Genomic DNA, 21,263 nt, shown 5'->3' on the forward strand with positions numbered 1-21,263 from the left:
CGACTGCCGGTTTATGTGGGCTGTTTCACTACGTGGAAGCGGTCTGTTTCTCGAGCTGGGCGATGCGCTGATACGAAAGGCCGAGTGCCTCCGCGGTGTCGCGTTGGCTCATGCCGCTTGCGCGCAAGGTGCGGACGGCAGCGCGTGAGAGGCGGGCCGCCTCGGCGGAAGTCTTTCGAGACTCTTCCTCAAGGTCGCGGGCTTTTTGCCACGTCGAGCTCACGTTGCGCGGAAGCTGGATCGAGAGATCGACGGTCACCTTTGATTCGTCGACATCGAGGTAAAGGCCGATGGCCTCGGCTGCGACGGCGCGGGCATCCTTGAGGTTGCGTGTTTGAGTCGCGATATCGAGGGCCGGAATCTCGACAACCCACCATCGACCTTCGCGGCGAACAAGGACGTGAAATGGCGAAGCCACCATGAGTGCTACCTCCACTCTTTCGGTGCTTGGGAGCCGAGCGTTCGTGCGATGCTTCGAATGACGCCCGGTGAAATTTCTGGATGAGGTGGAAGGATGATCGGGGAAGGGTTTGAGGGGTGCTTCCACTTCTCGTGCGAGCCACGCGTACTGTCATGTCTCCACCCTCGTGCCCGAAGCACCTTGGCAGCGTCGCGGTACTTTATTGGCTTGACCATAGGGTAAATCTAGTGCCCCTTGATGTTCAAGACTAGCGCCCCTAGTCAAATGTGGATCAGTGTGAGTGTGGAGCGGCGACTACGCTAGAGCCATGATTCACTCACGCATGGATTTTCACTCGCCCGCACTCGGGATGGGCACGAGCGCGGTGGTGCTTTACCCGCAGCAAACCGACGGCCAGATCGGTATGGCGGGAGGCATCACTCTCGACGAGAGCGGCGAGCCACGCGTGCCCGTGCTGTACCTCCTGCACGGCCTGAGTGACGACTGCACGGGCTGGACGCGCCGCACGAGCATCGAGCGCTACGCCTCCGCGAAGGGGATCTGCGTGGTGATGCCCGAGGTGCGCCGCTCGTTCTACGCCGACGAAGTGCTTGGTGAAAAGTACTGGACGTACGTGAGCGAGGAGCTTCCCGCGCTCATCAACCAGACCTTCCGCATTTCGACGGCTCGCGAAGACACGTTCGTTGCTGGCCTCTCCATGGGCGGCTTCGGCGCGATGAAGCTTGCCCTCAACCACCCCGAGCGCTTCGCTGCGGCAGGTTCATTCTCGGGTGCGCTCGCGGTCGCGGAACGCGACTACACCGAGTTCGGGCATGCGATGCCCGCCCGCATATGGGGCCAGGGCCTCACGCCCGAGGCGGGCAGCGTGTACGAGCCGTACTTCGAGGGCGTTGAGCAGGGCGCGTTTCCCGCGATTGACGACCTCAACGCGCTCGCGCGGAAGGCCGAGCCGGGCTCGCTTCCGCGGCTCTGGATCGGGTGCGGAACCGAAGATTTCCTGCTTGAGGAAACGCGTGCTTTCGTGAGGGCGCTCGAAGAGCGCGGTCATGCCCACGAGGTGACATACACACCCGGGGCCCACGAATGGACCGTGTGGGACGAGTACGTGCGCCGCTTCCTCGAGTGGATCTAGTGCTCTGGCGTTTCGCCGGAGTCCTTGGCGCTCTCGGGGCTCGTGCTATCGAGTGCGTCGAACACCTGCCCCGATGTCGCGTTTTCCAGAACCCGCTCGCCGATGAGAGCGATCGGGAGCGCCGCGAAACCGCCGTGTTGCTGCGCGAACGCCCACGCCTCGGTGTCGTGGTGGTAGTTGACCCACGTCGTGCGCGGATCGGTGGGCTGAAGCGCGATCTGGATTTGGGCGCTGTGCTTATCGGCGGGTGACCACACGATGATCGCGTGGTCCGAGGCGCGGCGCGTGAGTGCGTCGAGCCACGGGGTGTGCTGACCCTTGCGGGCGGGGGAGACCCACCACGCGAAGAACAGGGTGGGCACGAGGATGATCGTCATCGTGATCCACCACCCGTAGTACGCACAGATCGCCGCGGCGATCGCCCCCACGAGCAGAAACATGGCCGTGCGCAGCCACAACCGGATCGCGGGCGGGTTTGAGTGAGAGCCGCGCGTGCTCATGACTGCGTCTCCTCGCGCGCGTTGTTCTCAATATCCGCGAGGGCATCGAGATTGTCGATGTCCTCGGTATCGAGGTGCACATGGGCGTGCGTGAGCGTGCACCCGTGGGCGTTCGCGTTATGGCGAAGCGTGTTCACGAAGGCCGCGATCGCGGGGATCTTGAGCGCGCCGGGGCGGTTGACGATGCCGATCACGCGGTTGTCGAGCTCTTTCACTTCCTTGATGACGACCGTGTCGTTCGGGTAGGCCTCAAGCGCGATCTCGGGAAGGAGGGCGACCACGCCCGTGTTGTGCCCCACGAGGCGTTGGGCCACCGTCGAATCGTCCGTGCAGTACCGAATATCGGGTGTGAAGCCCGCGACCTGCGCGTGGTGGTGGAGGTTCGCGCTGCACCTATCGCAGCCGGCAACCCACGCCTCGCCGTTCAAATCCTTCATGCTGATGTCGTCCCGCTTCGCGAGAGGATGCCCCTTTGGGAGAATGAGCCGCACCGGGTCGGCGAGGATCGGCGTCCACTCGAGCGCTTCGTGCTCGTCGGGTGGGGTTTGCGAGTAGCGGAAAATCATCGCGACGTCGAAGTTATTGCCGCGCACGCCTTCGAGTGCCTCGGGCGGCTCGCATTCGGTGAAGCCCAGTTCTATGCCGGGGTAGTCCTTTTCCATGCGGGCGAGGGTTGGAGGTAGCAGCATCGCGGCGGCCGAAGGAAAAGCCGCGCAGCGCACGAGGCCCTTCTTGAGGGCGGCGAGGTCGTTCATTTCGGTCTCCGCTGCCTCGAGGTTCGCCGCAATCGCGGCAGCGTGCACGGCGAGGCGCGCGCCGGCCTCGGTGGGGGTGACGCCGCCCGAGCCGCGCACGACGAGCTGCATGCCCGTATCTTTTTCGAGGGCAGCGATGTGCTGGGACACGGCGGGCTGGGTCCAGCCAAGCTCACGCGCCGCGGCGCCGATCGAGCCATTGGTGACCACTCTGTTGAAGATCACGAGTCTGCGAGGATCCATACGCCCGAGTCTACAGGCCTCCAAAGGGTTTCTTATGGGGTGTGTGCTACGTCTAGGATTGATTCTCGTAACAGGTTCACTCGGGAGGCACCGGATGCGGCGACTCAGCGGCCATCTCCAGCGCTATGCGTGGGGCTCGCCCACGCACCTTCCTGAATTCCTTTCGGTTGAGGCCGACGGCACCCCGTGGGCGGAACTGTGGTTCGGAGCCCACCCGCTTGCGCCCGCAACTCTCTCGGCGAGTGGCGAGGCCCTCAACGAAGCGATTGCCGTTCACCCGGAAAGCATGCTCGGTGAACCCGTCACGCGCGCCTTTGGAAACGCCCTCCCGTTCCTCCTCAAGCTCATCGCGCCGAAGGAACCGCTCTCGCTCCAGGTGCACCCCACGCGAGAGCATGCGCGCGAATGCTTTGCCGCCGAAAACGCCGCGGGCCTCGCGCTCGATTCGCCCGAGCGCAACTATCGCGATGCAAACCATAAGCCCGAAATGGTACTCGCCCTCGAACCCTTCGAGGCGCTGTGCGGCTTCCGCACCCCGCGCAAGGCCGCTTCGATTCTCGAGGGGCTCGAGGCTCCGCTCGCGAAGCGCATACTCGCCTTGCTTGAGGCCCAGCCGAGCGCGCACGGTATGCGGGCAGCGTTCCGCATGCTGGTGGCCCCCACGATGCGCCCCGATCCGCGCGAGATCGTTGCGCTCGCCGAGGAATGCGCCGCGCGCCTGCGGGCACGCACCTCGCCCTCGCCACGCATCGACCGCGCCGTGGCGCTCCTCAACGAGAAGTACCCCGGCGACCCGGGTGTTGCCGCGACTCTCCTGCTCAACCCCGTATCGCTTAAGCCGGGCGAGGCGATGTTCGTTCCGGCAGGCGCCCTCCACTCCTACCTGAGCGGCTTCGCGGTCGAGATCATGGCGTCGAGCGACAACGTGCTGCGCGCGGGGATTACACCCAAGAAAGTCGATGCCGACGAACTCCTTCAGTGCGTGTCCGTGAGCGCCGCCCCGCCGATTCGCATTGCGCCCGAGCGACTCAACGAGGTCACGAGCGCATACTTCGCCCCGATCGACGACTTCGAGCTCTCAAGCTTCACGAGCGAATCCCGCAATGATTCGTCAGCCCAAACGTTCGTGGGCACGGGCCCGCGCATCGTCGTGTGCCTCGACGGGCCCCTTACGCTCGGCACCTCCGCGGGCAGCGACACACTTGAGCGCGGCGAGGCCGTTTTTATTGCCGCGCACGAAGGCGCGCTCACGGTGCGTGGGCACGGCCGGCTCGTGCAAGCGAGCGTGCCGTAGGCCAGTTCCGACGCTCGCCTACGCCTCGGCGCCCTCGTGTTCATCAAGGTGCATCCACGCGTCACTTCGGCCGCGCCACCAGAGCGTCGCGGCGCGCGAGGCCAGGAACACGAACGTGAAGATCGCCCACAGGAGCGCCAGTGCGAACGGGGAATCGGCGGGAAGTAGGCCGGCGTCGGACACCCACCAGAGCCCGAGGGCGAACGGGAGATACGCACCCATCGTGACGAGCCCGGCGAGCCCGAGATAGCGAGCGTCGCCCGCGCCCATGTAGACCCCGTCGAGCACAAAAACGTACCCGGCGAGTGGCTGCGCGACGAGCAAAACCACGAGTGCCCACGTGAGTGAGCGCTGCACCGCGGGATCGGGCGTGAACACCTGGGGGAGCACGAACGACGCGAGAAGGAGCACGGCGGCGACGGCGAGCCCGCCGACGAAAGACCAGCGCACGAGCGTACGCGTCACGGACTCGACGCTCTTGCGGTCGCCCGCCCCGAGATGCTTACCGGTGAGGGCTTGCGCCGCGATCGCGAGGGAATCGAGGGCGAGGGCCGTGAGGGAGAAAACGGAGTTCATGAGTTGATGCGCGGCGAGCGTGACCTCGCCGAGCTTGATCGCGATGGCCGTGGCCGTGAGGAGCACGACGCGCATGGTGACCGAGCGGATGAACAGCCAGCGCCCTTCTTTCCACGCGGAGCTCACGCCCGAGAAGTTCGGGGCGAGGCTCACCGAGCGGCGTCGGGCCCCGCGCACGATGATCCCGATGTACCACGCCGCCATGCCCCACTGGCAGATGAGCGTGCCGATCGCCGAGCCCGCGATACCGAGATCAAGGCCGAAGATCAGCGCCCAGTTGATGGGCACATTGAGCACCGCGCCCACGCCCGCGATGATGAGCGTGATGCGCGTGTCTTGGAGACCGCGCACGAGCCCGAGGGCGGCCTGGATCATGAGCATCGCTGGAAGGCCCGCAGCGGAAATGCGCAGGTAGGTGGCCGCCTCGTGCGCGACCTCCGCTCGGGGCCCGAAGAAGCCGATCACGACGTCCGCGCCGAAGCCCAGCACGAGCGCGCACCCGAGGCCGATGAGAGCCGCGAGCCACGTGGCATCGATGCCCTTCGTGAGCGCTTTCGTGAGGTCACCCGCCCCCACGGCGCGGGCAACCGCTGCCGTTGTGGAATACGCGAGGAAGATCGCGAGGCCCACGACCGTTGTGAGGATCGTCGAGGCGATCGAGAGGCCGGCAAGAGCTGCAGTGGACACGTGCCCCACGAACGCCGAATCCACGAGAATAAAGAGCGGCTCGGCCACGAGCGCGCCGAGGGCCGGAATCGCAAGTGCAAGGATTGCGCGCGCATCGGTTCGGGGCTGAGGCGAATCGGTGGGGGCAGAAGAACTCACGCGTCGATGCTACGGTGCGCATCCGCGCGCACTCGAGCGCCAGGCGCACCAAACGTGACGAGGAAGTCACGGCCTCAATTCGATGAGCGCTGCTTCGTGCGGTAAAGTGGATCCGGTTCAGGGGCTATAGCTCAGTTGGTAGAGCGTTTCGTTCGCAATGAAAAGGTCAGGGGTTCGATTCCCCTTAGCTCCACAACAACCCTGTACAACGATGGCGGCTCCTTCTAGGGCCGCCATCGTTTCGTTTGGGCAGTGTGAGCGGTTATCCTCCCCTCTGGCAGACCGTCTGGGTGTTGCCGGTTCAGTTCTATATGCACTTGTGCGAAATCCACCTCGCCCCAGCGTGGCGCAATCTGTCCCAAGCCGCGAAGCAGCGCCGCGTCGCATTGCACTTTTGCGCCTTCCCGACGAGGCTGACCGAGCGCATTGAGGGGACACCTCAACCCCTTTGAGCGCCCAAGAACAGTAGCTCTCGGCCCCCTGGCGTGTCCGCTCTGAGACAGAGTCGTCCCAGGCTTGGTCGGCGGTGGGTGCGATACTGGGCTTGAGCGCCGGTGGGATAGTCCTGGGCGAGAGGGAGAGAGCACATGGGCGAGCGCGACAAGTCCGGCGGCGACGAAGCCGTTGACTGGCCAACCGAGGAAGACGGTCAGACCGGGTCTGACACACTTGAACTCGCTGTGTCCACGACCCTCGTCGAGGTGACGCCAGGCGTCGCAGTCGTATTCGGCGAAGTCCCCGACGGTCTTGAACTCATCAGCCTTGACATGGTGCCGTCCTTCGACCGCGCTCAGCTGTCGACCGCTCTCGGTTCATTCGGCAACGCAGGCACGATCGTCGGGAACGTCGCGGAGGCTGTGTCGAGCGCGCAAGGCCTCTTCCGCGTCAACGATGCGACGCTGTCTCTGCTGAAGAGCGGCGGTCAGATGGCCGCGAAGGACGGTGCCCAGCTCGGGGCGATCTTCAAGAACGGTGAACTGGTCGCGCAGGCGCGATTCATCCCCCAGACGATGACGGCCGCCACCGCGATCGCAGCCATCGGCCCGGCCGTCGCCATGATCGCCCTCCAGATGCAGCTCGGTGAGATTTCGGGCCTCGTCCGCTCCAACATTCAGCTTACGACGCAGACGCTCAAGGCCATCCGAAACGAGCAATGGGCAGAGCTTGAAGGGCTAGCGGAGTCCGTCGATGAGGCAGTCAAGGAGACCCGCGAACTCGGCTCCGTTACGGATTCTGTATGGGAGCCCATTGCTCCCAGTGGTCCCAACATCCGCAAGCAGTTGAAGCTATACCGCAAGAATGTGGCGGACCATGTCCAGGAACTCGGGAAGTTGGACGGTCGTGCTCGCCGCCAGCACCTCGAATCCAACGCCGAAGCAATCGTCTTCGATACCTACGCGCTCCTCAGCTCGCTCAAGACTCACGCGGAGTACCAAACTGTCCGGGCTGCCCTCGCCAGAACACGAGGCACCAACGATGAGAGTGAAGCGCAGCTCTTCGACCGAATCGTCGGGAACACCCCCGTCGAGATCGAAGAGTCGCTCTCTGAAATCCGCTCGTTGACCAAGTCACTCGTGCGTGAGTTGCGGATCATCGCCGAACTCCCCGGTCGCGCCACCGTGCCTCTCACGAAGAAGAGGAAGGATGCAAAGGCGTCCCAGCTCACTTGCAGGCAGCTCCTGGAAGCCATAGAACCCTTGGCCGACCTACTCCAGCCAGCAGCTGAGATGCGAGCGGTACCGGTGGCCGTGTGCGCACCCGAGGGGCTCGACCTGGATCCCTACCTGCGTATCCTCAGGTGGTTCCTTGAGGATGGTGAGACGCTTCGCAGCGTGGCTTTCCCGCACGAAGTGGGGACACACCCCTTCACCGGATTCGGGTCAGCTATTCTCGCCAAACGGATTGACGCGACCTGGGAGACGCTTGTGCCAAGCAAGATCAGCGCAGTCGTTGAGCAGTTCGCATCGAGCACTCTCGTGGCGGTCACCGATCGTCGGATTATCACAGCCGATCCGAGAGACCTCCTGCGGAAAGGTGAACTAGGCCCGGTCTACTTACTGAGCGACGTGAAGTTCGTGCGCTTTCGCTCCAATCGCGAAGTTGTCGTCCGGTCGAGTATCGACATGCTCACCGAGCAGCAGGACGTCCACTGGATGTTCCCGGACGCCGCCGTGCACGAGGACATCGACAGCTTTGCGGCAGTCCTCGCCGAGGCTGGGCACCCCACGATCCCGGCACCGGCAGCGATCGAGCAGCCCTCGCAGACGAGCCGTATCGCGGAAGACTAGTTCTCCAGCCGCGAGTTCGGTTGTCGTGGTCCAAGTAGGGAGATCAGGAGGTGATCGCCCGAGACTCGGAGTTCGACACAGACCTCCAAGGCTCCAGCAGTGTGACGAGAGAATCGAAACTTGCCCCGCCTGATGGCGGGGCAGTTTTGTTTCTGTGGTGACGTGGGCTGGGGCATCCTGAGTCATCCCAGCCTCTCAGGAGCCCCTGTTTCGTCAGGAGGCGGCTGCCCTCTGCGTCAAGGACGCGCAGATCCGTATCGTCACAGGCCAGCACCGACCCGCAAGCCGTCCGCGCTCGACGAAGCGTCGACTTCACGGGTGACCAATTATAGAGTTGAGACATGACGGATTATCGATCTCGCGTCGTGGATGGTGAGCTGATGGCGCGCATGGCGGCCATGGGGGCGGTGCTCGTCGACGGACCCAAGGCGGTCGGGAAGACGAGGACCGCTGAACAGGTCGCGCGCACGGTGCTCCGCATGGACGTTGATCGGGCCGCTCGTGCCGCACTGGAGGTAGCGCCCGGGCAACTGTTCACCAATCCGACCCCCATCGTGTTCGATGAGTGGCAGGAGACCCCGGAGCTGTGGAACCTGGTGCGCCGTGCAGTCGACGATCATGACGGGAAGGGCCTTTATGTCTTGACCGGCTCGTCCCGCCCCCGGGACGATGTGAAGACGCACTCTGGCGCCGGACGGATCGCCCGACTGCGGATGCGTCCCATGAGCCTGTTCGAAACAGGGCACTCCACCGGCGAAGTCAGTCTGCGGCGACTGCTGGAGGGGGAGGATCCCGCCGGGGCAGGCGCGGGGTTGGCCGTGGGAGACCTGCTGGAGCGCATCGTCATTGGCGGCTGGCCTGACCTACTGGATGTCAGTGAGCACGAGGCGTCGCTGTGGCTGCGAGACTATCTGCGCGCCGTCGCGGAGGTGGATGTTCCTGGACTCGGACCCCGCCGGAACCCTGGCAATGTGGAAAGGCTTCTTTCAGCGCTCGGACGTGGCGCTGCAACGCCTCTGAAACTCTCTTCCCTGGCTGTGGATGTGGGCGGTGCCCGGGGTCGTGTCGCCGCCGAGACCCTGACCAACTACCTCGACGCTCTGGACCGACTCATGTTGATCGAACCGATTCCGGCGTGGCGTCCCCACATGCGTTCGCGGACGCGACTGCGTGCCGCGGCCATCCACCACTTTGTCGATCCTTCATTGGGCACGGCCGCATTGGGGGTCGGGAGCGATGATCTGCGTCGGGACTTGAGCGCCGCTGGCCTCCACTTCGAGTCGCTCGTGATGCGCGACCTCCGCGTCTACGGACAACCGTTGGGCGCCACGCTGTCATCATGGCGTGATTCCCAGACCGGGCTCGAGGTTGATGCGGTGCTTGAATTGCCCGACGGTCGATGGGCGGGCATCGAGGTCAAGTTGGGCGAGGCCGCGGCGGATGCGGCAGCGGACTCGCTCTTGCGCATGGCCGCCAAGATTGATCACGATCGCCACGGCGCGCCTGTCGCCCTCCTGGTGGTGACAGGCGGTCGCTATGCCTACAAGCGTCCCGACGGCGTCTGTGTCGTACCGATCACCGCACTGGGGCCTTGAGTGTTGCCACCCCGCAGACGAGTTTCGACAAGCCTTCCGCTAGGTCCACTGGAAAGGAAAGACCCCAGGCAGCGCCAGGCGTGTGGCGTGCCTGGGGTTTTCGCATGCGCTGTCATCCCCCGTGCCTCGACCGAGAGTATTCATTGGGTCACTTCCCAGCTATGCGCAGTTACTTTTTGTCGTGTGAGGCCCAAGCGAACTTCGACCGTGCAGCCGCAGGAAGGATCGAGCGGATGAGCACTCTTAAAGGCCGCAAAGAGACTGCGCTTGTGGTGGTCGATGCCCAGACGGGTGTTCTTTCCTCCTGTCACGACCGGGACGCCGTTGTCGACCGAATCAACGACCTGGTGACTTCGGCGAGGGAGGCTGGGGCCCCTGTGGTCTGGGTGCAGCATTGCAGCGACGAATTTCCAGAAGGCAGCGACGTGTGGCTAGTGGCCGCCGAGCTTCAACCCGAACAAAGCGAGCCACGAGTCCTCAAGCGCTACGGCGACTCATTCGAAGACACGACCCTCGAGGCTGAGCTTGCGAAACTCGATGCCGGCAAAATTATCGTGTGTGGTGCAATGACGGACGCCTGCATCCGTTGCACGATCCACGGGGGTCTCGCTCGTGGCTACGACGTCACCCTCGTCTCGGACGCGCACACGACCGAGGACATGCGACAGTGGGGCGCCCCTATCGGGCCAGAAGAGGCCATTGCTTATCTCAACATGGCGTGGTCACACACGTCCGCCCCTGGTCGTGATGTCGAGGTGATCGCCGCGGCAGCGATCGATTTTGTCGGCCCTGCGGCATAGTCGGCAGTCGCTCAACAACCGCGAGAAAGGAGCAATCCTCAATGCTCGTGGTTCGCTCCCTCGATTCGACCGATAGCGACGAGATTCTTCGCGTTCTCCGGGATGACGGCGGCTACGCGATGCGCGTCAACGGCGAGCAAGCCGATTCCCGCACTGCGACCTCGCTCCTGAACGACAAACCGCCCGAGGTGGGCGCCGATGATCACCACGTTATGGGTCTGTTGGTCGACGACGAACTCGCGGGAGTCGCCTCGTTTGTCGTGGGGTGGCCGTCTCCGGACATCACGTATCTCGGCCTTCTTCAGCTGCGCACAAGCCATCAAGGTCGTGGGTTCGCCCGTGCCTTTCACCAAGTACTTCGCGCCGAGTTTCCGGGGCGGTGGCGTCTCACGGTTGTTGACACCAACGCCGAGGTCCTCCCGTTTTGGGAGCGCCTTGGGTACGCGCGCACGGGGGAAACGAAAGAGTGGATCAGTGATTCGGGCCTTCGCCACGAAGCTATCGTCATGGAACTTCCAGCTTTACGTGAGCGCGGCGCTCCGCTCCCCCCGCCGCTCACATCGTGAACACTTTTCACGATTTTTGTCTCAGGTCCCATGAGTCCCCGTCCTTCCCGGGGTGGAGCCGTCACAATAGGCCCATGACCAGTCACAAAAACTCGCGTGAATTGAAGCCTCTCATGACGACCCGCCGCGGCGTGCTTGCTGCGGGTGGTGTTGCCGCCACGCTGCTGCTTGCGGCGTGTGGAAACTCAGAAAGCAAGGAAGGCAAGCAAGCGTCGGATTCTGGCGCTTCCGACGCTGCCCCCGCCCTGCCGTCGCCCACGCAGAGCGCTGCCGTGAGCGTGCCGTTCGACGAATCGAAGCCCTACCTCGAGTTCAACCCGGATTCCGAGGGGCCCGTTGTCGAGCTGCTCGTGGATTACCGCTGCCCTCACTGCAAGCTCTTTGCCGAAGCGCAGGATGAGGACATTCGCGAACTCGTCGAGAAGGGATACATCACCTATCGCGTCTACCCGCGCCCGATGCTCGACAAGCGCACGGGGCTCACGTTCTCGAACGACACGGCGAGCGCTGTCGTCGCTTCGTGGGTCGAGGATCCGAAGCTGTTCTGGGACGTGAACGAGGCAATGTTCGCCCTTCAGCCGGAATCGCCCGAGGATCACACTCCCGACACTGCCGAGGTGGCCGAGGCTGCCGTCAAGGCCGGTGCGAGCGAAGAGGTCAAGAAGGCAGTTCTCGACGAGAAGTACCGCGAATTCGTGGCGACCGTCGAAGAGGTTGGCCAAGAACGAGAGGTCGGTACCCCGACCGTGTACATCGACGGCGAGGAGTGGATGGGCGACGGCGAGCAGCCGGGAACGCTCAAGGTCGAACTCGTGAAGGCGATTGCCGCGAAGGCAAAGAAGTAAAAATCTACGATTGATAGCCTGCAGCTATGGAGAAGCAAGCCGCGCACGAATGCGATGCCGGCTCGCTTTTCACATGGCACGTGCCGCTGTTTGCGGTGGCCGATCGGCGGGCTTTTGCGCGTGAGCGGCGTGCGCGCGTGGACTCATGGTGTGCGGGGCAAGCGTCGGATTCCTTTGAAAGGCGCGCGGTCGAGCTCGTGACCGCGCCCGAGGCGCCCTCGGCAGCGCTCTGCCATGCCGCCCTTGAACGATTCGCTTCCGCCCCGGGGTTTTCTGGTCCTGACCAGCATCTTCGCGCCGCCTTGCTGCAGCGCTTTGCGCTCTCGGCAGTGGACCCGGGCGGGGCGCGCGGGGGCCGGCGGGCACATGTTTTTGGTCCGACGGAGGCCTACGCTGCCGCCGCGGAAGCATTTTCGTGGTGTGAGGCCGCGCGAGAGAGCGGCGGCGTTGCCAGCATTCCCGATGTCGTGGTCGAGCTGGGGCTGACTCTCGTGCGCACGGCGCTCGTCGCGGGCATGACGAATGAGGTGGAAGCGCCGCTTGCGGCTATTGCGGCAAATGCCTCCCGTGCTCACGGCGTGCACGTGCGCTTTCACGCCTGGTCGTCGATCGCGATTACCCAGCTCGCGCTCGGGAATCCCGGTGAAGCGCTCATCCCCGTCAATCGCGCGAAAATTCTTGCCGACCGCGCTCGTGACCTCGCGGGGCAGTGGCACGCCGAGCGGGTACGCGCACAGGCCCTCAGCATGGCGGGGCGTGAGCGCGCCGAGAGCGCCGCGTATGCCGAGGTTGCGCGTCTCGCCGAGCGCGTTGCCGACGATCTCGACAGCACACCTGATTTGCGACGCGATGCCACCGTTTCGGCGCTCCACGCTCGCGCCCATGTGCTCGCCCACATGATCGACGAAGGCCGAGACTCTGCCGCGTCCCGCGAGAGTGAGGCGATGCTGCGCCGCATTGCCCGGGCTCGGGCAGCGGGTGATGCCGATGAAACGGCGCTCGCCGAATTCGAGAGCCTTGCGCTCGCGGACTCGCGCTGAGAGGGGCGTTAGGCCATCGTGTCGCGCAAGACCGCGATTACGCGGTCTGCTTCCGTATCGGGGTTCACGAACACAAGCCGCAGCACGGTCTCGCCGCTGTGCTTTGTGGGGATGCACAGGATTACGCCGTCGCGGGCCATGCGCTGCGACCACGCGTGATACTGCTCGTCGGTCCAACCGGGGCGGCGGAACACGAGAACGCTGAGTTCGGGCTCGATCACCATCTCGAGGTGCTCGATATCGTCGATGCCGCGACGCACCGCGCGTGAAGTGGAGAGGCACTTTTCGATCGCCTCGGAGTACTTCGCCGTGCCGTGCGTGAGCAGCGAGTACCACAGCGGGAGGCCGCGCGTGCGACGCGAAAGGTGGGCCGCGAGATCGCTCGGGTTGGCGTCGGACCTCACGATCGAATCCAGGTATTCGGCGTGCTGAGAGTGCGCGCGGTAGGCGGGGCTCGGATCCCGGTATACGAGTGCACAGCAGTCATAGGGGGCAAACAGCCACTTGTGCGGGTCGACGATGAAGGAATCGGCTTCCTCGATCCCGTCGAAGCGGGGGCGCGCGCTTGGGGCCGCGAGGGCGGCGCCGCCGTAGGCGCCGTCGATGTGCACCCACACGCCGCGCGCGTGCGCGACTTCGACGACGGAGCGAATATCGTCGACGATGCCGGCGTTCGTGGTGCCGCCCGAGGCAACAACCGCGAAGACGCCCGGGTTCTCGTCGAGGGCGCGGGCGAGGTTGGGGCCGCTCAAATGGCCGCGTTCATCCACGGGGACGGTGACGACTTCGACGTCGAGGAGGCGCGCTGCACTGCGGATCGACGAGTGGGCGCTGCTCGCGCAGGCAACCTTGAAGCCCGTCGTGGGGCGACCGTCGATAAACACGCCACTCGAGGCCCATTCTTCGCGGGCCTTCTCGCGTGCCGTCGCGAGCGCGGAGAGGTTGCCGCTTGTGCCTCCCGAGACGAAGGCGCCAGCGGATTCTTCTGGCCAACCGAGCAGGTCCATGAGCCACCGCAGCACCTGGTTCTCGGCCCAGATAGCGCCGGCGCCGGCCTCCCAGACGCCACCGAACACGTTGGCGGCGCTCACGACGTTGTCGAAGGCCACGGCCGCGCGCGTGGGGGCACCGGGAATGTAAGCGAGGTTCATGGGGTCATCGGCGGCGCGGGTCGCCGGGATGAGAATGTTCTCGTAGATCTCGAGGGCTCGATCGGCGCCGATGCCCTCTTCGGTGATCATATCGCCGGCCAGCGCCTTGACGGCTTCGTCAAGCTCGGCTGCGGAGCGTGCCGTCGCCTTCGGATCATGGGCGAGAGCCGTGTGTTCACGCGCCCACTTCTGTGCGGCCTCGACGGCGTGCTGCTCATCCCCCCACACGCTTGACAGCATGCGGCTGGGACGCCGGGTGGCGTAGGCGGTGGAGGGGGATTCAGCGGGTGCGTTGGCATCCGGGTTGTCGTTCCGACGCTCGCCCGCGCCCTGTTGAAGCTCATTCTTCTGTTCGTTAGTGCTCACGCCTCCAATCCTAGGCGCGCGGGCCGGGACCCGTGGCAGAACTGAGGTGCCCCATCGCTCCGATGCCGAGGGCGGCTCTCGCACCTCGGACAATCTCCACGATTGGCGTTGGTGTCCTCGCGCTCATGGCGGCGTGCCGCTTATGGCCGCACGGCCGCTTCCTCTGGTTCTCGTGTTTGTTGTGAGTGTTCTTCCTCGTGGTTTTCGGGTGGTTTAGGTGTCGTATGTGGGGGTGGTGCTGGTGTATGTGCGTTTGTTTGGGGTGGTCCAGGTGGTGGTGTGGGGTGTGGTGCTGGTGGTTGTGTGGTGGTGGCTTGTGGTGCCGGTGGTTGTGGTGGTGACGGTGTCAAGCCCCGGGTTTGGTGGAGGGCGGGTTATCTGGCGTCCAGGAGGACGGGGACGGGTTCTGACGAGTCGGTGGATGCCTCGAGCTGGCTGGCCCGGTACGCCTGCGGAGTGAGACCATCGAGCGCACCGTGCGGTCGGTAGGTGTTGAACCAGTGGACCCACTCGGCAGTCGCGATCTCGACGTCGTCGATCCCGGTCCAGGGGCCGCGGTTACGGATGAGTTCGGCCTTGAACAAGGAGTTCAAGGCCTCGGCCAGCGCGTTGTCGTAGGAATCGCCTTTCGACCCGACCGAGGCAACAGCGTCCTGTTCAGCCAGAGCCTCGCCATAGCGGATCGCTCGATACTGGACTCCTCGATCGGAGTGATGGATCAGCCCGCAGAGGTCCTGGCCATCACGTCCGCGCAGGTAGATGCCCATCTTCAGCGCATCCAGAGCGAGGTCGGTGTGCAGGGACCGGGAGACTTGCCAGCCGACGATCTCGCGGTTGAACACGTCGGTCACGAACGCGACATAGATCCAGCCGGTGAACGTGTGGACGTAGGTGATGTCCGCGACCCATAGCTGATTCTGCGCGAAGGCCCGGAAGTGCCGGTTGACCAGGTCCTGCGGGCACTGCTGGCGAGGTGCTGAGCGGGTGGTGTTCGGCTCCTTCGCCCGGCGGATCCCGCGCAGGCCGAGATCACGCATCAGCCTCTCGATCGTGCAGCGGGCGACGTGGCCCCGGCCTCGGGTGTCTGCTTCACGGTTGAGAACGATATGCATCTTCCTGGCCCCGAACACGTCGAAGTTCTCGTGATGCACCTGAGCGATCTCCTCTTTCAAGACCTCATCGCGGGCTTCCCGTGCCGAGGGCGGGCGTCGGCCTCGGGCGTAGTAGGTGCTCGGAGCGATCTGCAGTCCTGCCTCTTGCAGGACCCGGCAGATCGGCTCGACTCCGAACTCTTCCTTGTGCTCGTCGATGTATGAGCAGCTCAGCGACAGGGGCGGTCGAGCTCCGCCGCGAAAAAAGCCGAGGCCGATTTCAGGATCGCGTTGGCCCGTCGCAGCTCGCGGACTTCTTTCTCCAGCTCAGCCAGGCGGTTGGCATCGTCGGTGGTCGTGCCCGGGCGATCGCCGGCGTCGATCTGGATTCGACGGACCCAGCCGCGCAGCGTTTCGGGGTTGATGCCGAGCTGCTCACCGACTCGGCGGAAGACTCCTCGCTGCGAGCCGGGTTCGTCTTCCAGGGCATCGAGGACCATGCGAACCGCTCGCTCGCGCAGCTCGTCGGGGTACTTGCGTGGTGCAGGCATGACAGGGAAGTCCTTTCCGTGGCTTCACTGTCTCCATCATCCCCGGGGCGAGACAAGGACACGTGCGGGAGTCGTAGCCGAGTGAGCGTCACCTGGCGCATCAAAAGAACGAGAGGGCGTGGCGGGGGCAGTGGGGAAGGTTTCGAGCATGCCCATCAGCGCGGCCTGCCACCCCTTCGACCCGGCAAACAGACCCTGCAGCACGTCCGTGCGCGAAGGAACCTCCAATTGGGTGAGATCAGCGAGCGCGGCGGGGTCGTCGAGAGGAACGATGGCGGGGGAGGAAGGCGCGGCCGCGACAGTAGCAGCGCCCGTAGCGGTGCTGCTCGTGCCTGTAGTGGCATCGTGGTCTAACACTGTGCTGGTCATTGCTCCCCCCTTCCTTTTTCTCAACCGGGTTTTGATGCGGTTTTCTGTGTGGTGATGCCTCGAGCCTAAAGCGAGGGTGAGACATTTAAACCCGACTCTTTCCTTTCTCGAGACAACTCGAGCCTAAAAGAGGGGTGAGACATTTAAACTCGCCACCCTCACCACGTGAAGGCCCTGGTGAACGCGGTATGTGGAAAACACCCAGCAATCCAGAAAACACCGTGGAAAACCCGAATAATTTGTGGATAAAACAGATTGTGGAGCACAATCCACCGCATACTGAGCCCACCGATCGACAAACGGCCAATCGAAACGAATTCACGAATGTGGATAGGCCCACCAAGAACAACCGAGGCTCGAGGTGTGCCCCAAAGATGGCGAAGCGTCGTGGGGACCTGGAGAGAGGGGGGGAAGGAAGCAACTCGAGCGCGAGTCCACGCGTTGCCCGGCAAGCGTCGGAACTGAATGAGCTACACACGCTCCGCTCGTGACTCGGGATCCGCGGCCCAAAATGAGCGAAAACCTGTTGCAAACCGCGCACTCCTGCGACACTTAAGGCATGGCTACCGTGACTCATTTTTCTGACCAGCAGCGCTTCGTTGCCACGGAAGGTGGCGTGGAAGCGGGGTACCTCGAATACGACCGCGAGAGCGATGGCGCCATTTTCGTCGCCACGCATGTCGTGACCGATCCGGAGTTTCGCGGGCGAGGCATCGCGGGCGAGGTGACCGCCGCCGCGTTCGAACATGCGCGCCGTCACGGCGTGAAGGTTCGCCCCGTGTGCCCCTACGTGCAGGGTTGGCTTGAGAAGAATCCGGAAGCACGCGACCTCGTCGCCGAGTAGCGCTTCACGGTAGGATTCTGGGGCATTCATGCCCCGCCTCGGGGCAGTCACACCGAGACTTGAGGAGGTCGTATGTCGAGCGCCCTTTTGGAACCGGGTCCCGATCAGGGAATGGACCGCCTCCCGCCGCAGGATCTAGGTGCTGAGCAGGGCGTTCTTGGCGGCATGATGCTGTCGAAGGATGCGATCGCCGACGTCGTCGAGAAGCTCCGCAGCAACGACTTTTACCGCCCCGCGCACGAACTCATTTACGAGGCAATCATCGACCTCTACGGGCGCGGGGAGCCGGCCGACTTCGTGACAGTCGCCGATGCGCTGCGTGAGAAGGGCAACCTCGAGAAGGTCGGCGGAGCCCCGTACCTCGCCGATTTGATCGATGCGGTTCCGACGGCCGCCAACGCGGGGTTCTATGCCGAGATCGTCGCGGAGCGGGCCACGCTCCGTAGGCTCGTCGAGGCTGGCACGCGCATCGTGCAGCTTGGTTTCGCCGCGGATGGCGGCGAGGTTGATGCCGCCGTCAACGAAGCGCAGGCGCAGGTGTACTCGGTCACGGACCGCACGAAGTCCGAGGACTACGTGAAGCTTTCCGAAGTGATTGAGCCGACGATGGACTTCATCGAGATGCTCCAGTCCAGAGGCGGGCAGGTCAACGGCGTGCCCACGGGATTCGCGGAGTTCGATGAGCTGACCCAGGGCCTGCACCCTGGGCAGATGATCATCTTCGCGGGGCGCCCTGCGATGGGTAAGACGACTCTCGGCATGGACGTGATGAGGAGCGCCGCGATCCACAACGGGATGGCGTCGGCCATTTTCTCCCTCGAAATGGACCGCCAAGAGATCATGATGCGCATCATGGCTGCCGAAGCGCAGGTGCCGATGAGCCGCCTTCGCGACGGCACGGTGGACGATCAGGACTGGGAGCGCCTTGCGCGCGCCACGACTCGCTTCATGGATGCGCCGCTGTATATCGATGATTCGGCGAACATGACCCTCATGGAGATTCGCGCGAAGTGCCGCCGCCTCAAACAGAAGGCGGATCTCAAACTGGTCGTGATCGACTACCTGCAGCTCATGAGCTCCGGCAAGCGCGTCGAGTCGCGCCAGCAGGAGGTTTCGGAATTCTCGCGTGCGCTCAAGCTCCTCGCGAAGGAGATCGAGGTTCCCGTGATCGCGATTTCGCAGCTCAACCGCGGAAACGAACAGCGCACCGACAAAAAGCCCATGATGAGTGACCTTCGCGAATCCGGCTCGATCGAGCAGGACGCGGACCTCATCGTGCTCATCCACCGCGAGGACTACTACGAGAAGGAATCGGCTCGCGCGGGCGAGGCGGACCTCATCGTCGCGAAGCACCGCAACGGCGCAACGAAGACCATCCCCGTGGCGTTCGAGGGGCATTATTCGCGTTTCAAGGACATGGCGCAGTAGCGAGCCATGTCGATACTGATGGACGAACTCGGAGGTGAGGACGTGTCGCTGAGCGGGAATGAGCTGGCGGGCGCTGAGCCTGCGCCGCTTCGCCGATCTTTGCCTGCGACAATCGCGGAACCGCTCGCCCGATTCGTGTCCCCCCTGACGCCCGTGGATGCACTGCGCAACCTCGTGTACGTGAGCGCGGCCGAGGCTGATGGTGAGCGGCTGTGCCGCGTGGATGCGGTGCTCGACATTCGTGGCGTGTGGGTCGCCCATCGAGGCATACCCGCCCCACTCGCCTCGGTGCAGGGACTTGAGGAACACCTCGCACCCGCGTGGGAGTACGCGCTCGAAGCGGCTCGCGAGGCCCAATACCCGGCGGTCACGGGAGTCGAGCTTCAATGCGATCGCACTGGCGAGGTTCTCGCGCGGATTTTTGCCAGCGCCGCGCGCCCACCCGCGGATTCGGGTGCGGATTTTCACGTGTGGCATCTCGCGCCCGAGCTCGATGAACTCCTCGAGCGCGTGAAGCCTGAGTCGTGGTGGGAACGCCGACTCGAGGATCTCCAGACCCTCATCGGGCGTGCCCGCACGCGTGGGCAGGGTGGCCTATGAACGCCTGCGGCAAGCGTTTCGTGCGGATCGACCTGGTCGAGCGCTCAGGCACGGGCGAGGTCTGGCGTGCGTGGGACTGCGAGCGCGAGGATCAGTGTGCGCTCAAGATTCTGGGTGACGGGCAGTTGGTCTCGGCGAGGCGGATACTCGAAGATTCCGACGGCGCCTTCGCCCACCCGCATCTTCTTTCCCCGTATGCGATGGACGAGTCCGAGGCGGTCGTGGCAATGCCGCTCGTGTCAGGTGGCACCCTCGCGGAGGTCGTAAGCCTTCGTGGCACACTCGGGGAATCAGCAGCTCTTGCAGTTCTCACGCAAATGCTCGAGGCTCTCGCCACGATGCATGAGGCAGGCTGGGTGCACCGCCGCGTGGGTGCCGACACGATCATGTTCCGCGAGGATCGCCCGCCCGTGTTTAGCGTTCTCGCAGGCATGAGCGCTGCGATCCCCGCCCACGAAGCCGCGGAGTTTCCCGTTCTCGACGCCGCGACCGTGGAGAACTTCCGCGCGCCCGAGGTTGTTTTGGGAAGCGTCGATACGGCCGCGAGTGATGTCTACGCCCTCGCCGCGTCGATCCTGTTCGCGCTCGTCGGTCCTTCCGCGCTCAACGACACCACGGTTCCCGCACATCTTTCCCCCGCGCTTGCGCGCACGCTTTCCGCCATGCTCGCCGAGAGCTCCGACGAGCGCCCAAGCGCTCGTGAAGCGCTCACGCAGCTCCCGAGCGTAGAACCCGGCGCCCCGGTTCTCCTTTCCGACGGTTCCCCGCTAGAAATTGTGGACCTCATGCCGGATATTCCGGAGGATTTCGATCCGTACGAGGGGGAACCGCCCACCGTTGAGCCCGTGCCGTCGCCCGTGCCGCAGCGGCCCCCAAGCGCCGCGATTATCGAAGAAGTGGATGACGTCGAGGCGCCGTTCGATCCGCCCGAACGACGGATGCCCCCCGCGGTTTCACTCGTGCCGTCGAGCCCGGATGAGCACGACGTCGATATTCGCACCGGAAAGCGCGGGCTGGGTGAGCGTGCGCGCAGCTATGACCGGATGACTCTCGTGGGGTGGGCCGCGATCATCGCGGGCATGACGATCGCGATCGGCGCCGGCGCCTTCGCCTCGCTCACGCTCATTGGCTTCCTGTAAAGCGCGGCGGAGCTAACCGCCGAGGACGTCGCGCCACGGCTCCACGACAGCGGGATGAGGCCCTAAGGCCCGCACGCGCGAGACAATCTGCATAAAATCCTCGCGAGCCGTGAGGGGGCCCGCCACGAGAATCGAGTTGCCCGTCGCACGGGAGTGCGCGACGTGAGCATCGGTGAGAATCCACGGCTCGGGGTAGCCTCGCTCGGCACACGCGGCGTGAAGCTCTCGCGCCTGCGCGTCGAGGAAGCGTTGGGGCTCGTCGTCGCCGATGTTGACGAGGAGCACTCCCGGATCCTCAGCTTCCGCGTCGAGCACGTCGAGCGCCGCGCCGTAAAAGTCAGCAGTTGCGAGGTGAGGCGCGGTCTCCTTCCCACTGAACACATCGAGGACGGCGGCGTGGAACCGTCGGACCTCGCCGCTCGAGGCGGAGGCGGGGCCCGCGTGCTCCTGCGAGAGTGCGCGCACTTGTGCGAGGGCATCGCCCACGCGGTGCTCGAGGCGTGTGCCCGCTGGAAGAGGCAGGTTCTCGAGCACGAACGTGACGAGGCGGGGTTCGATGTCGACCGCGAGCTGCATGCTTCCCGGGCGCGTGGCCTGCACGTATCGCGCGAGTGTGAGCGCGCCTGCGCCGAGGTGAAGAATGGTGATCGGCGCGCCCGCCTCGAATCCTTCGTCGAGAACGTTCGCGATGCGCCTCAAGTACTCGTAGCGGATCTCTCTTGGATCGGCGGGATTGACGTGAGACTGCTCGTGCCCGCCGATCGTGAGGATCGTGCCGCCCCAGTCGAGGTCGTCGACCAGGGCGGCATCGAGGTCGCTCACCTCGAGGTGGATGTGCGGCATT

General features: G+C 64.5%; 20 protein-coding genes, 1 tRNA gene, 1 pseudogene and 1 other annotated feature. Of the genes and pseudogenes, 13 read left to right on the top strand and 9 right to left on the bottom strand.

What is annotated here, in order from left to right:
* Nucleotides 1-28: 28 nt before the first annotated feature.
* Complete coding sequence (locus tag D8M36_RS09485; protein WP_126848500.1) at nt 29-421, bottom strand: type II toxin-antitoxin system HicB family antitoxin; 393 nt, start codon at nt 419-421, stop codon at nt 29-31.
* 5 nt (nt 422-426) lie between these two features.
* The gene (locus tag D8M36_RS10495) at nt 427-636 is read right to left on the bottom strand and encodes a type II toxin-antitoxin system HicA family toxin (protein WP_074299468.1); all 210 of its coding nucleotides are present in this window, start codon (nt 634-636) and stop codon (nt 427-429) included.
* 92 nt (nt 637-728) lie between these two features.
* Between D8M36_RS10495 and D8M36_RS09495 the strand changes: the two genes are divergently transcribed.
* Nucleotides 729-1,553, top strand: coding sequence for an alpha/beta hydrolase (locus D8M36_RS09495; protein WP_126848502.1), 825 nt, complete (start codon nt 729-731; stop codon nt 1,551-1,553).
* Here D8M36_RS09495 and D8M36_RS09500 read toward each other — a convergent pair.
* Entirely contained in the window at nt 1,550-2,053 is a 504-nt protein-coding gene (locus D8M36_RS09500) for a hypothetical protein (RefSeq protein ID WP_126848504.1), read from the bottom strand. The genes D8M36_RS09495 and D8M36_RS09500 overlap by 4 nt on opposite strands.
* A complete protein-coding gene (locus D8M36_RS09505; protein ID WP_164497591.1) occupies nt 2,050-3,051 on the bottom strand; it encodes a LysR family transcriptional regulator in 1,002 nt (333 codons plus the stop codon). The genes D8M36_RS09500 and D8M36_RS09505 overlap by 4 nt, the downstream gene beginning before the upstream one ends.
* A 94-nt stretch (nt 3,052-3,145) precedes the next feature.
* Here D8M36_RS09505 and manA point away from each other — a divergent pair, with 94 nt between their 5' ends.
* Nucleotides 3,146-4,345: a mannose-6-phosphate isomerase, class I gene (gene manA / locus D8M36_RS09510; RefSeq protein ID WP_126848508.1), complete on the top strand. Its 1,200-nt coding sequence runs from the start codon at nt 3,146-3,148 to the stop codon at nt 4,343-4,345.
* 18 nt (nt 4,346-4,363) lie between these two features.
* Here the strand turns inward: manA and D8M36_RS09515 are convergent, their stop codons facing one another.
* Nucleotides 4,364-5,746, bottom strand: a complete 1,383-nt coding sequence (locus D8M36_RS09515; RefSeq protein WP_126848510.1) for an MATE family efflux transporter — start codon at nt 5,744-5,746, stop codon at nt 4,364-4,366.
* Between the two features lie 120 nt (nt 5,747-5,866).
* Between D8M36_RS09515 and D8M36_RS09520 the strand changes: the two genes are divergently transcribed.
* The 7 genes from D8M36_RS09520 (at nt 5,867) to D8M36_RS09550 (ending at nt 12,880) form a co-directional block, all read left to right on the top strand.
* Nucleotides 5,867-5,939, top strand: a tRNA-Ala gene (locus D8M36_RS09520).
* Nucleotides 5,940-6,333: 394 nt separating this feature from the next.
* On the top strand, nt 6,334-8,034 hold the full coding sequence (locus D8M36_RS09525; RefSeq protein WP_193877147.1) for a hypothetical protein: 1,701 nt from the start codon (nt 6,334-6,336) through the stop codon (nt 8,032-8,034).
* 341 nt (nt 8,035-8,375) lie between these two features.
* Nucleotides 8,376-9,629 (top strand): ATP-binding protein, encoded by a 1,254-nt coding sequence (locus tag D8M36_RS09530; protein ID WP_126848512.1) that lies wholly within the window; start codon nt 8,376-8,378, stop codon nt 9,627-9,629.
* Nucleotides 9,630-9,862: 233 nt separating this feature from the next.
* Entirely contained in the window at nt 9,863-10,429 is a 567-nt protein-coding gene (locus D8M36_RS09535; protein ID WP_126848514.1) for an isochorismatase family protein, read from the top strand.
* Between the two features lie 41 nt (nt 10,430-10,470).
* Nucleotides 10,471-10,995, top strand: a complete 525-nt coding sequence (locus tag D8M36_RS09540; RefSeq protein ID WP_126848516.1) for a GNAT family N-acetyltransferase — start codon at nt 10,471-10,473, stop codon at nt 10,993-10,995.
* 74 nt (nt 10,996-11,069) lie between these two features.
* Nucleotides 11,070-11,840, top strand: coding sequence for a DsbA family protein (locus tag D8M36_RS09545; RefSeq protein WP_126848518.1), 771 nt, complete (start codon nt 11,070-11,072; stop codon nt 11,838-11,840).
* A gap of 26 nt (nt 11,841-11,866) precedes the next feature.
* Entirely contained in the window at nt 11,867-12,880 is a 1,014-nt protein-coding gene (locus D8M36_RS09550) for a hypothetical protein (protein ID WP_126848520.1), read from the top strand.
* A gap of 8 nt (nt 12,881-12,888) precedes the next feature.
* On the opposite strand, the gene D8M36_RS09555 is transcribed toward D8M36_RS09550, so the two are convergent.
* The 3 genes and pseudogenes from D8M36_RS09555 to D8M36_RS09565 form a co-directional block, all read right to left on the bottom strand.
* The gene (locus tag D8M36_RS09555; protein ID WP_126848521.1) at nt 12,889-14,397 is read right to left on the bottom strand and encodes a pyridoxal phosphate-dependent decarboxylase family protein; all 1,509 of its coding nucleotides are present in this window, start codon (nt 14,395-14,397) and stop codon (nt 12,889-12,891) included.
* A gap of 374 nt (nt 14,398-14,771) precedes the next feature.
* Nucleotides 14,772-16,039, bottom strand: a pseudogene (locus D8M36_RS09560) (IS3 family transposase).
* Nucleotides 15,630-15,758, bottom strand: a sequence feature (AL1L pseudoknot). Its footprint overlaps the pseudogene before it by 129 nt.
* Before the next feature lie 36 nt (nt 16,040-16,075).
* Nucleotides 16,076-16,408, bottom strand: coding sequence for a hypothetical protein (locus D8M36_RS09565; RefSeq protein ID WP_126848523.1), 333 nt, complete (start codon nt 16,406-16,408; stop codon nt 16,076-16,078).
* 559 nt (nt 16,409-16,967) lie between these two features.
* On the opposite strand from D8M36_RS09565, the gene D8M36_RS09570 reads away from it, so the two are divergent.
* The 4 genes from D8M36_RS09570 to D8M36_RS09585 all read left to right on the top strand — a co-directional run bounded on the left by D8M36_RS09570 (nt 16,968) and on the right by D8M36_RS09585 (nt 20,419).
* Entirely contained in the window at nt 16,968-17,252 is a 285-nt protein-coding gene (locus D8M36_RS09570) for a GNAT family N-acetyltransferase (RefSeq protein WP_126848525.1), read from the top strand.
* A gap of 72 nt (nt 17,253-17,324) precedes the next feature.
* Nucleotides 17,325-18,680: a replicative DNA helicase gene (gene dnaB / locus D8M36_RS09575; RefSeq protein WP_034371573.1), complete on the top strand. Its 1,356-nt coding sequence runs from the start codon at nt 17,325-17,327 to the stop codon at nt 18,678-18,680.
* 18 nt (nt 18,681-18,698) lie between these two features.
* Nucleotides 18,699-19,280, top strand: a complete 582-nt coding sequence (locus D8M36_RS09580; protein WP_101686522.1) for a hypothetical protein — start codon at nt 18,699-18,701, stop codon at nt 19,278-19,280.
* Nucleotides 19,277-20,419: a protein kinase domain-containing protein gene (locus tag D8M36_RS09585; protein ID WP_126848528.1), complete on the top strand. Its 1,143-nt coding sequence runs from the start codon at nt 19,277-19,279 to the stop codon at nt 20,417-20,419. Before D8M36_RS09580 ends, D8M36_RS09585 begins: the two co-directional genes overlap by 4 nt.
* Before the next feature lie 12 nt (nt 20,420-20,431).
* On the opposite strand, the gene D8M36_RS09590 is transcribed toward D8M36_RS09585, so the two are convergent.
* Nucleotides 20,432-21,262, bottom strand: a complete 831-nt coding sequence (locus D8M36_RS09590) for a spermidine synthase (protein WP_126848530.1) — start codon at nt 21,260-21,262, stop codon at nt 20,432-20,434.
* Nucleotide 21,263 lies beyond the last annotated feature (1 nt).

The sequence above is a fragment of the Dermabacter sp. HSID17554 genome, assembly GCF_003989295.1.
In the GTDB taxonomy this organism is placed as follows: domain Bacteria; phylum Actinomycetota; class Actinomycetes; order Actinomycetales; family Dermabacteraceae; genus Dermabacter; species Dermabacter vaginalis.

Coding starts and splice junctions, on each gene's coding strand:
- D8M36_RS09485 (WP_126848500.1), bottom strand. CDS start 421: ATGGTGGCTTCGCCATTTCACGTCCTTGTTCGCCGCGAAGGTCGATGG.
- D8M36_RS10495 (WP_074299468.1), bottom strand. CDS start 636: ATGGTCAAGCCAATAAAGTACCGCGACGCTGCCAAGGTGCTTCGGGCA.
- D8M36_RS09495 (WP_126848502.1), top strand. CDS start 729: ATGATTCACTCACGCATGGATTTTCACTCGCCCGCACTCGGGATGGGC.
- D8M36_RS09500 (WP_126848504.1), bottom strand. CDS start 2,053: ATGAGCACGCGCGGCTCTCACTCAAACCCGCCCGCGATCCGGTTGTGG.
- D8M36_RS09505 (WP_164497591.1), bottom strand. CDS start 3,051: ATGGATCCTCGCAGACTCGTGATCTTCAACAGAGTGGTCACCAATGGC.
- manA (WP_126848508.1), top strand. CDS start 3,146: ATGCGGCGACTCAGCGGCCATCTCCAGCGCTATGCGTGGGGCTCGCCC.
- D8M36_RS09525 (WP_193877147.1), top strand. CDS start 6,334: ATGGGCGAGCGCGACAAGTCCGGCGGCGACGAAGCCGTTGACTGGCCA.
- D8M36_RS09530 (WP_126848512.1), top strand. CDS start 8,376: ATGACGGATTATCGATCTCGCGTCGTGGATGGTGAGCTGATGGCGCGC.
- D8M36_RS09535 (WP_126848514.1), top strand. CDS start 9,863: ATGAGCACTCTTAAAGGCCGCAAAGAGACTGCGCTTGTGGTGGTCGAT.
- D8M36_RS09540 (WP_126848516.1), top strand. CDS start 10,471: ATGCTCGTGGTTCGCTCCCTCGATTCGACCGATAGCGACGAGATTCTT.
- D8M36_RS09545 (WP_126848518.1), top strand. CDS start 11,070: ATGACCAGTCACAAAAACTCGCGTGAATTGAAGCCTCTCATGACGACC.
- D8M36_RS09550 (WP_126848520.1), top strand. CDS start 11,867: ATGGAGAAGCAAGCCGCGCACGAATGCGATGCCGGCTCGCTTTTCACA.
- D8M36_RS09565 (WP_126848523.1), bottom strand. CDS start 16,408: ATGACCAGCACAGTGTTAGACCACGATGCCACTACAGGCACGAGCAGC.
- D8M36_RS09570 (WP_126848525.1), top strand. CDS start 16,968: ATGGCTACCGTGACTCATTTTTCTGACCAGCAGCGCTTCGTTGCCACG.
- dnaB (WP_034371573.1), top strand. CDS start 17,325: ATGTCGAGCGCCCTTTTGGAACCGGGTCCCGATCAGGGAATGGACCGC.
- D8M36_RS09580 (WP_101686522.1), top strand. CDS start 18,699: ATGGACGAACTCGGAGGTGAGGACGTGTCGCTGAGCGGGAATGAGCTG.
- D8M36_RS09585 (WP_126848528.1), top strand. CDS start 19,277: ATGAACGCCTGCGGCAAGCGTTTCGTGCGGATCGACCTGGTCGAGCGC.
- D8M36_RS09590 (WP_126848530.1), bottom strand. CDS start 21,262: ATGCCGCACATCCACCTCGAGGTGAGCGACCTCGATGCCGCCCTGGTC.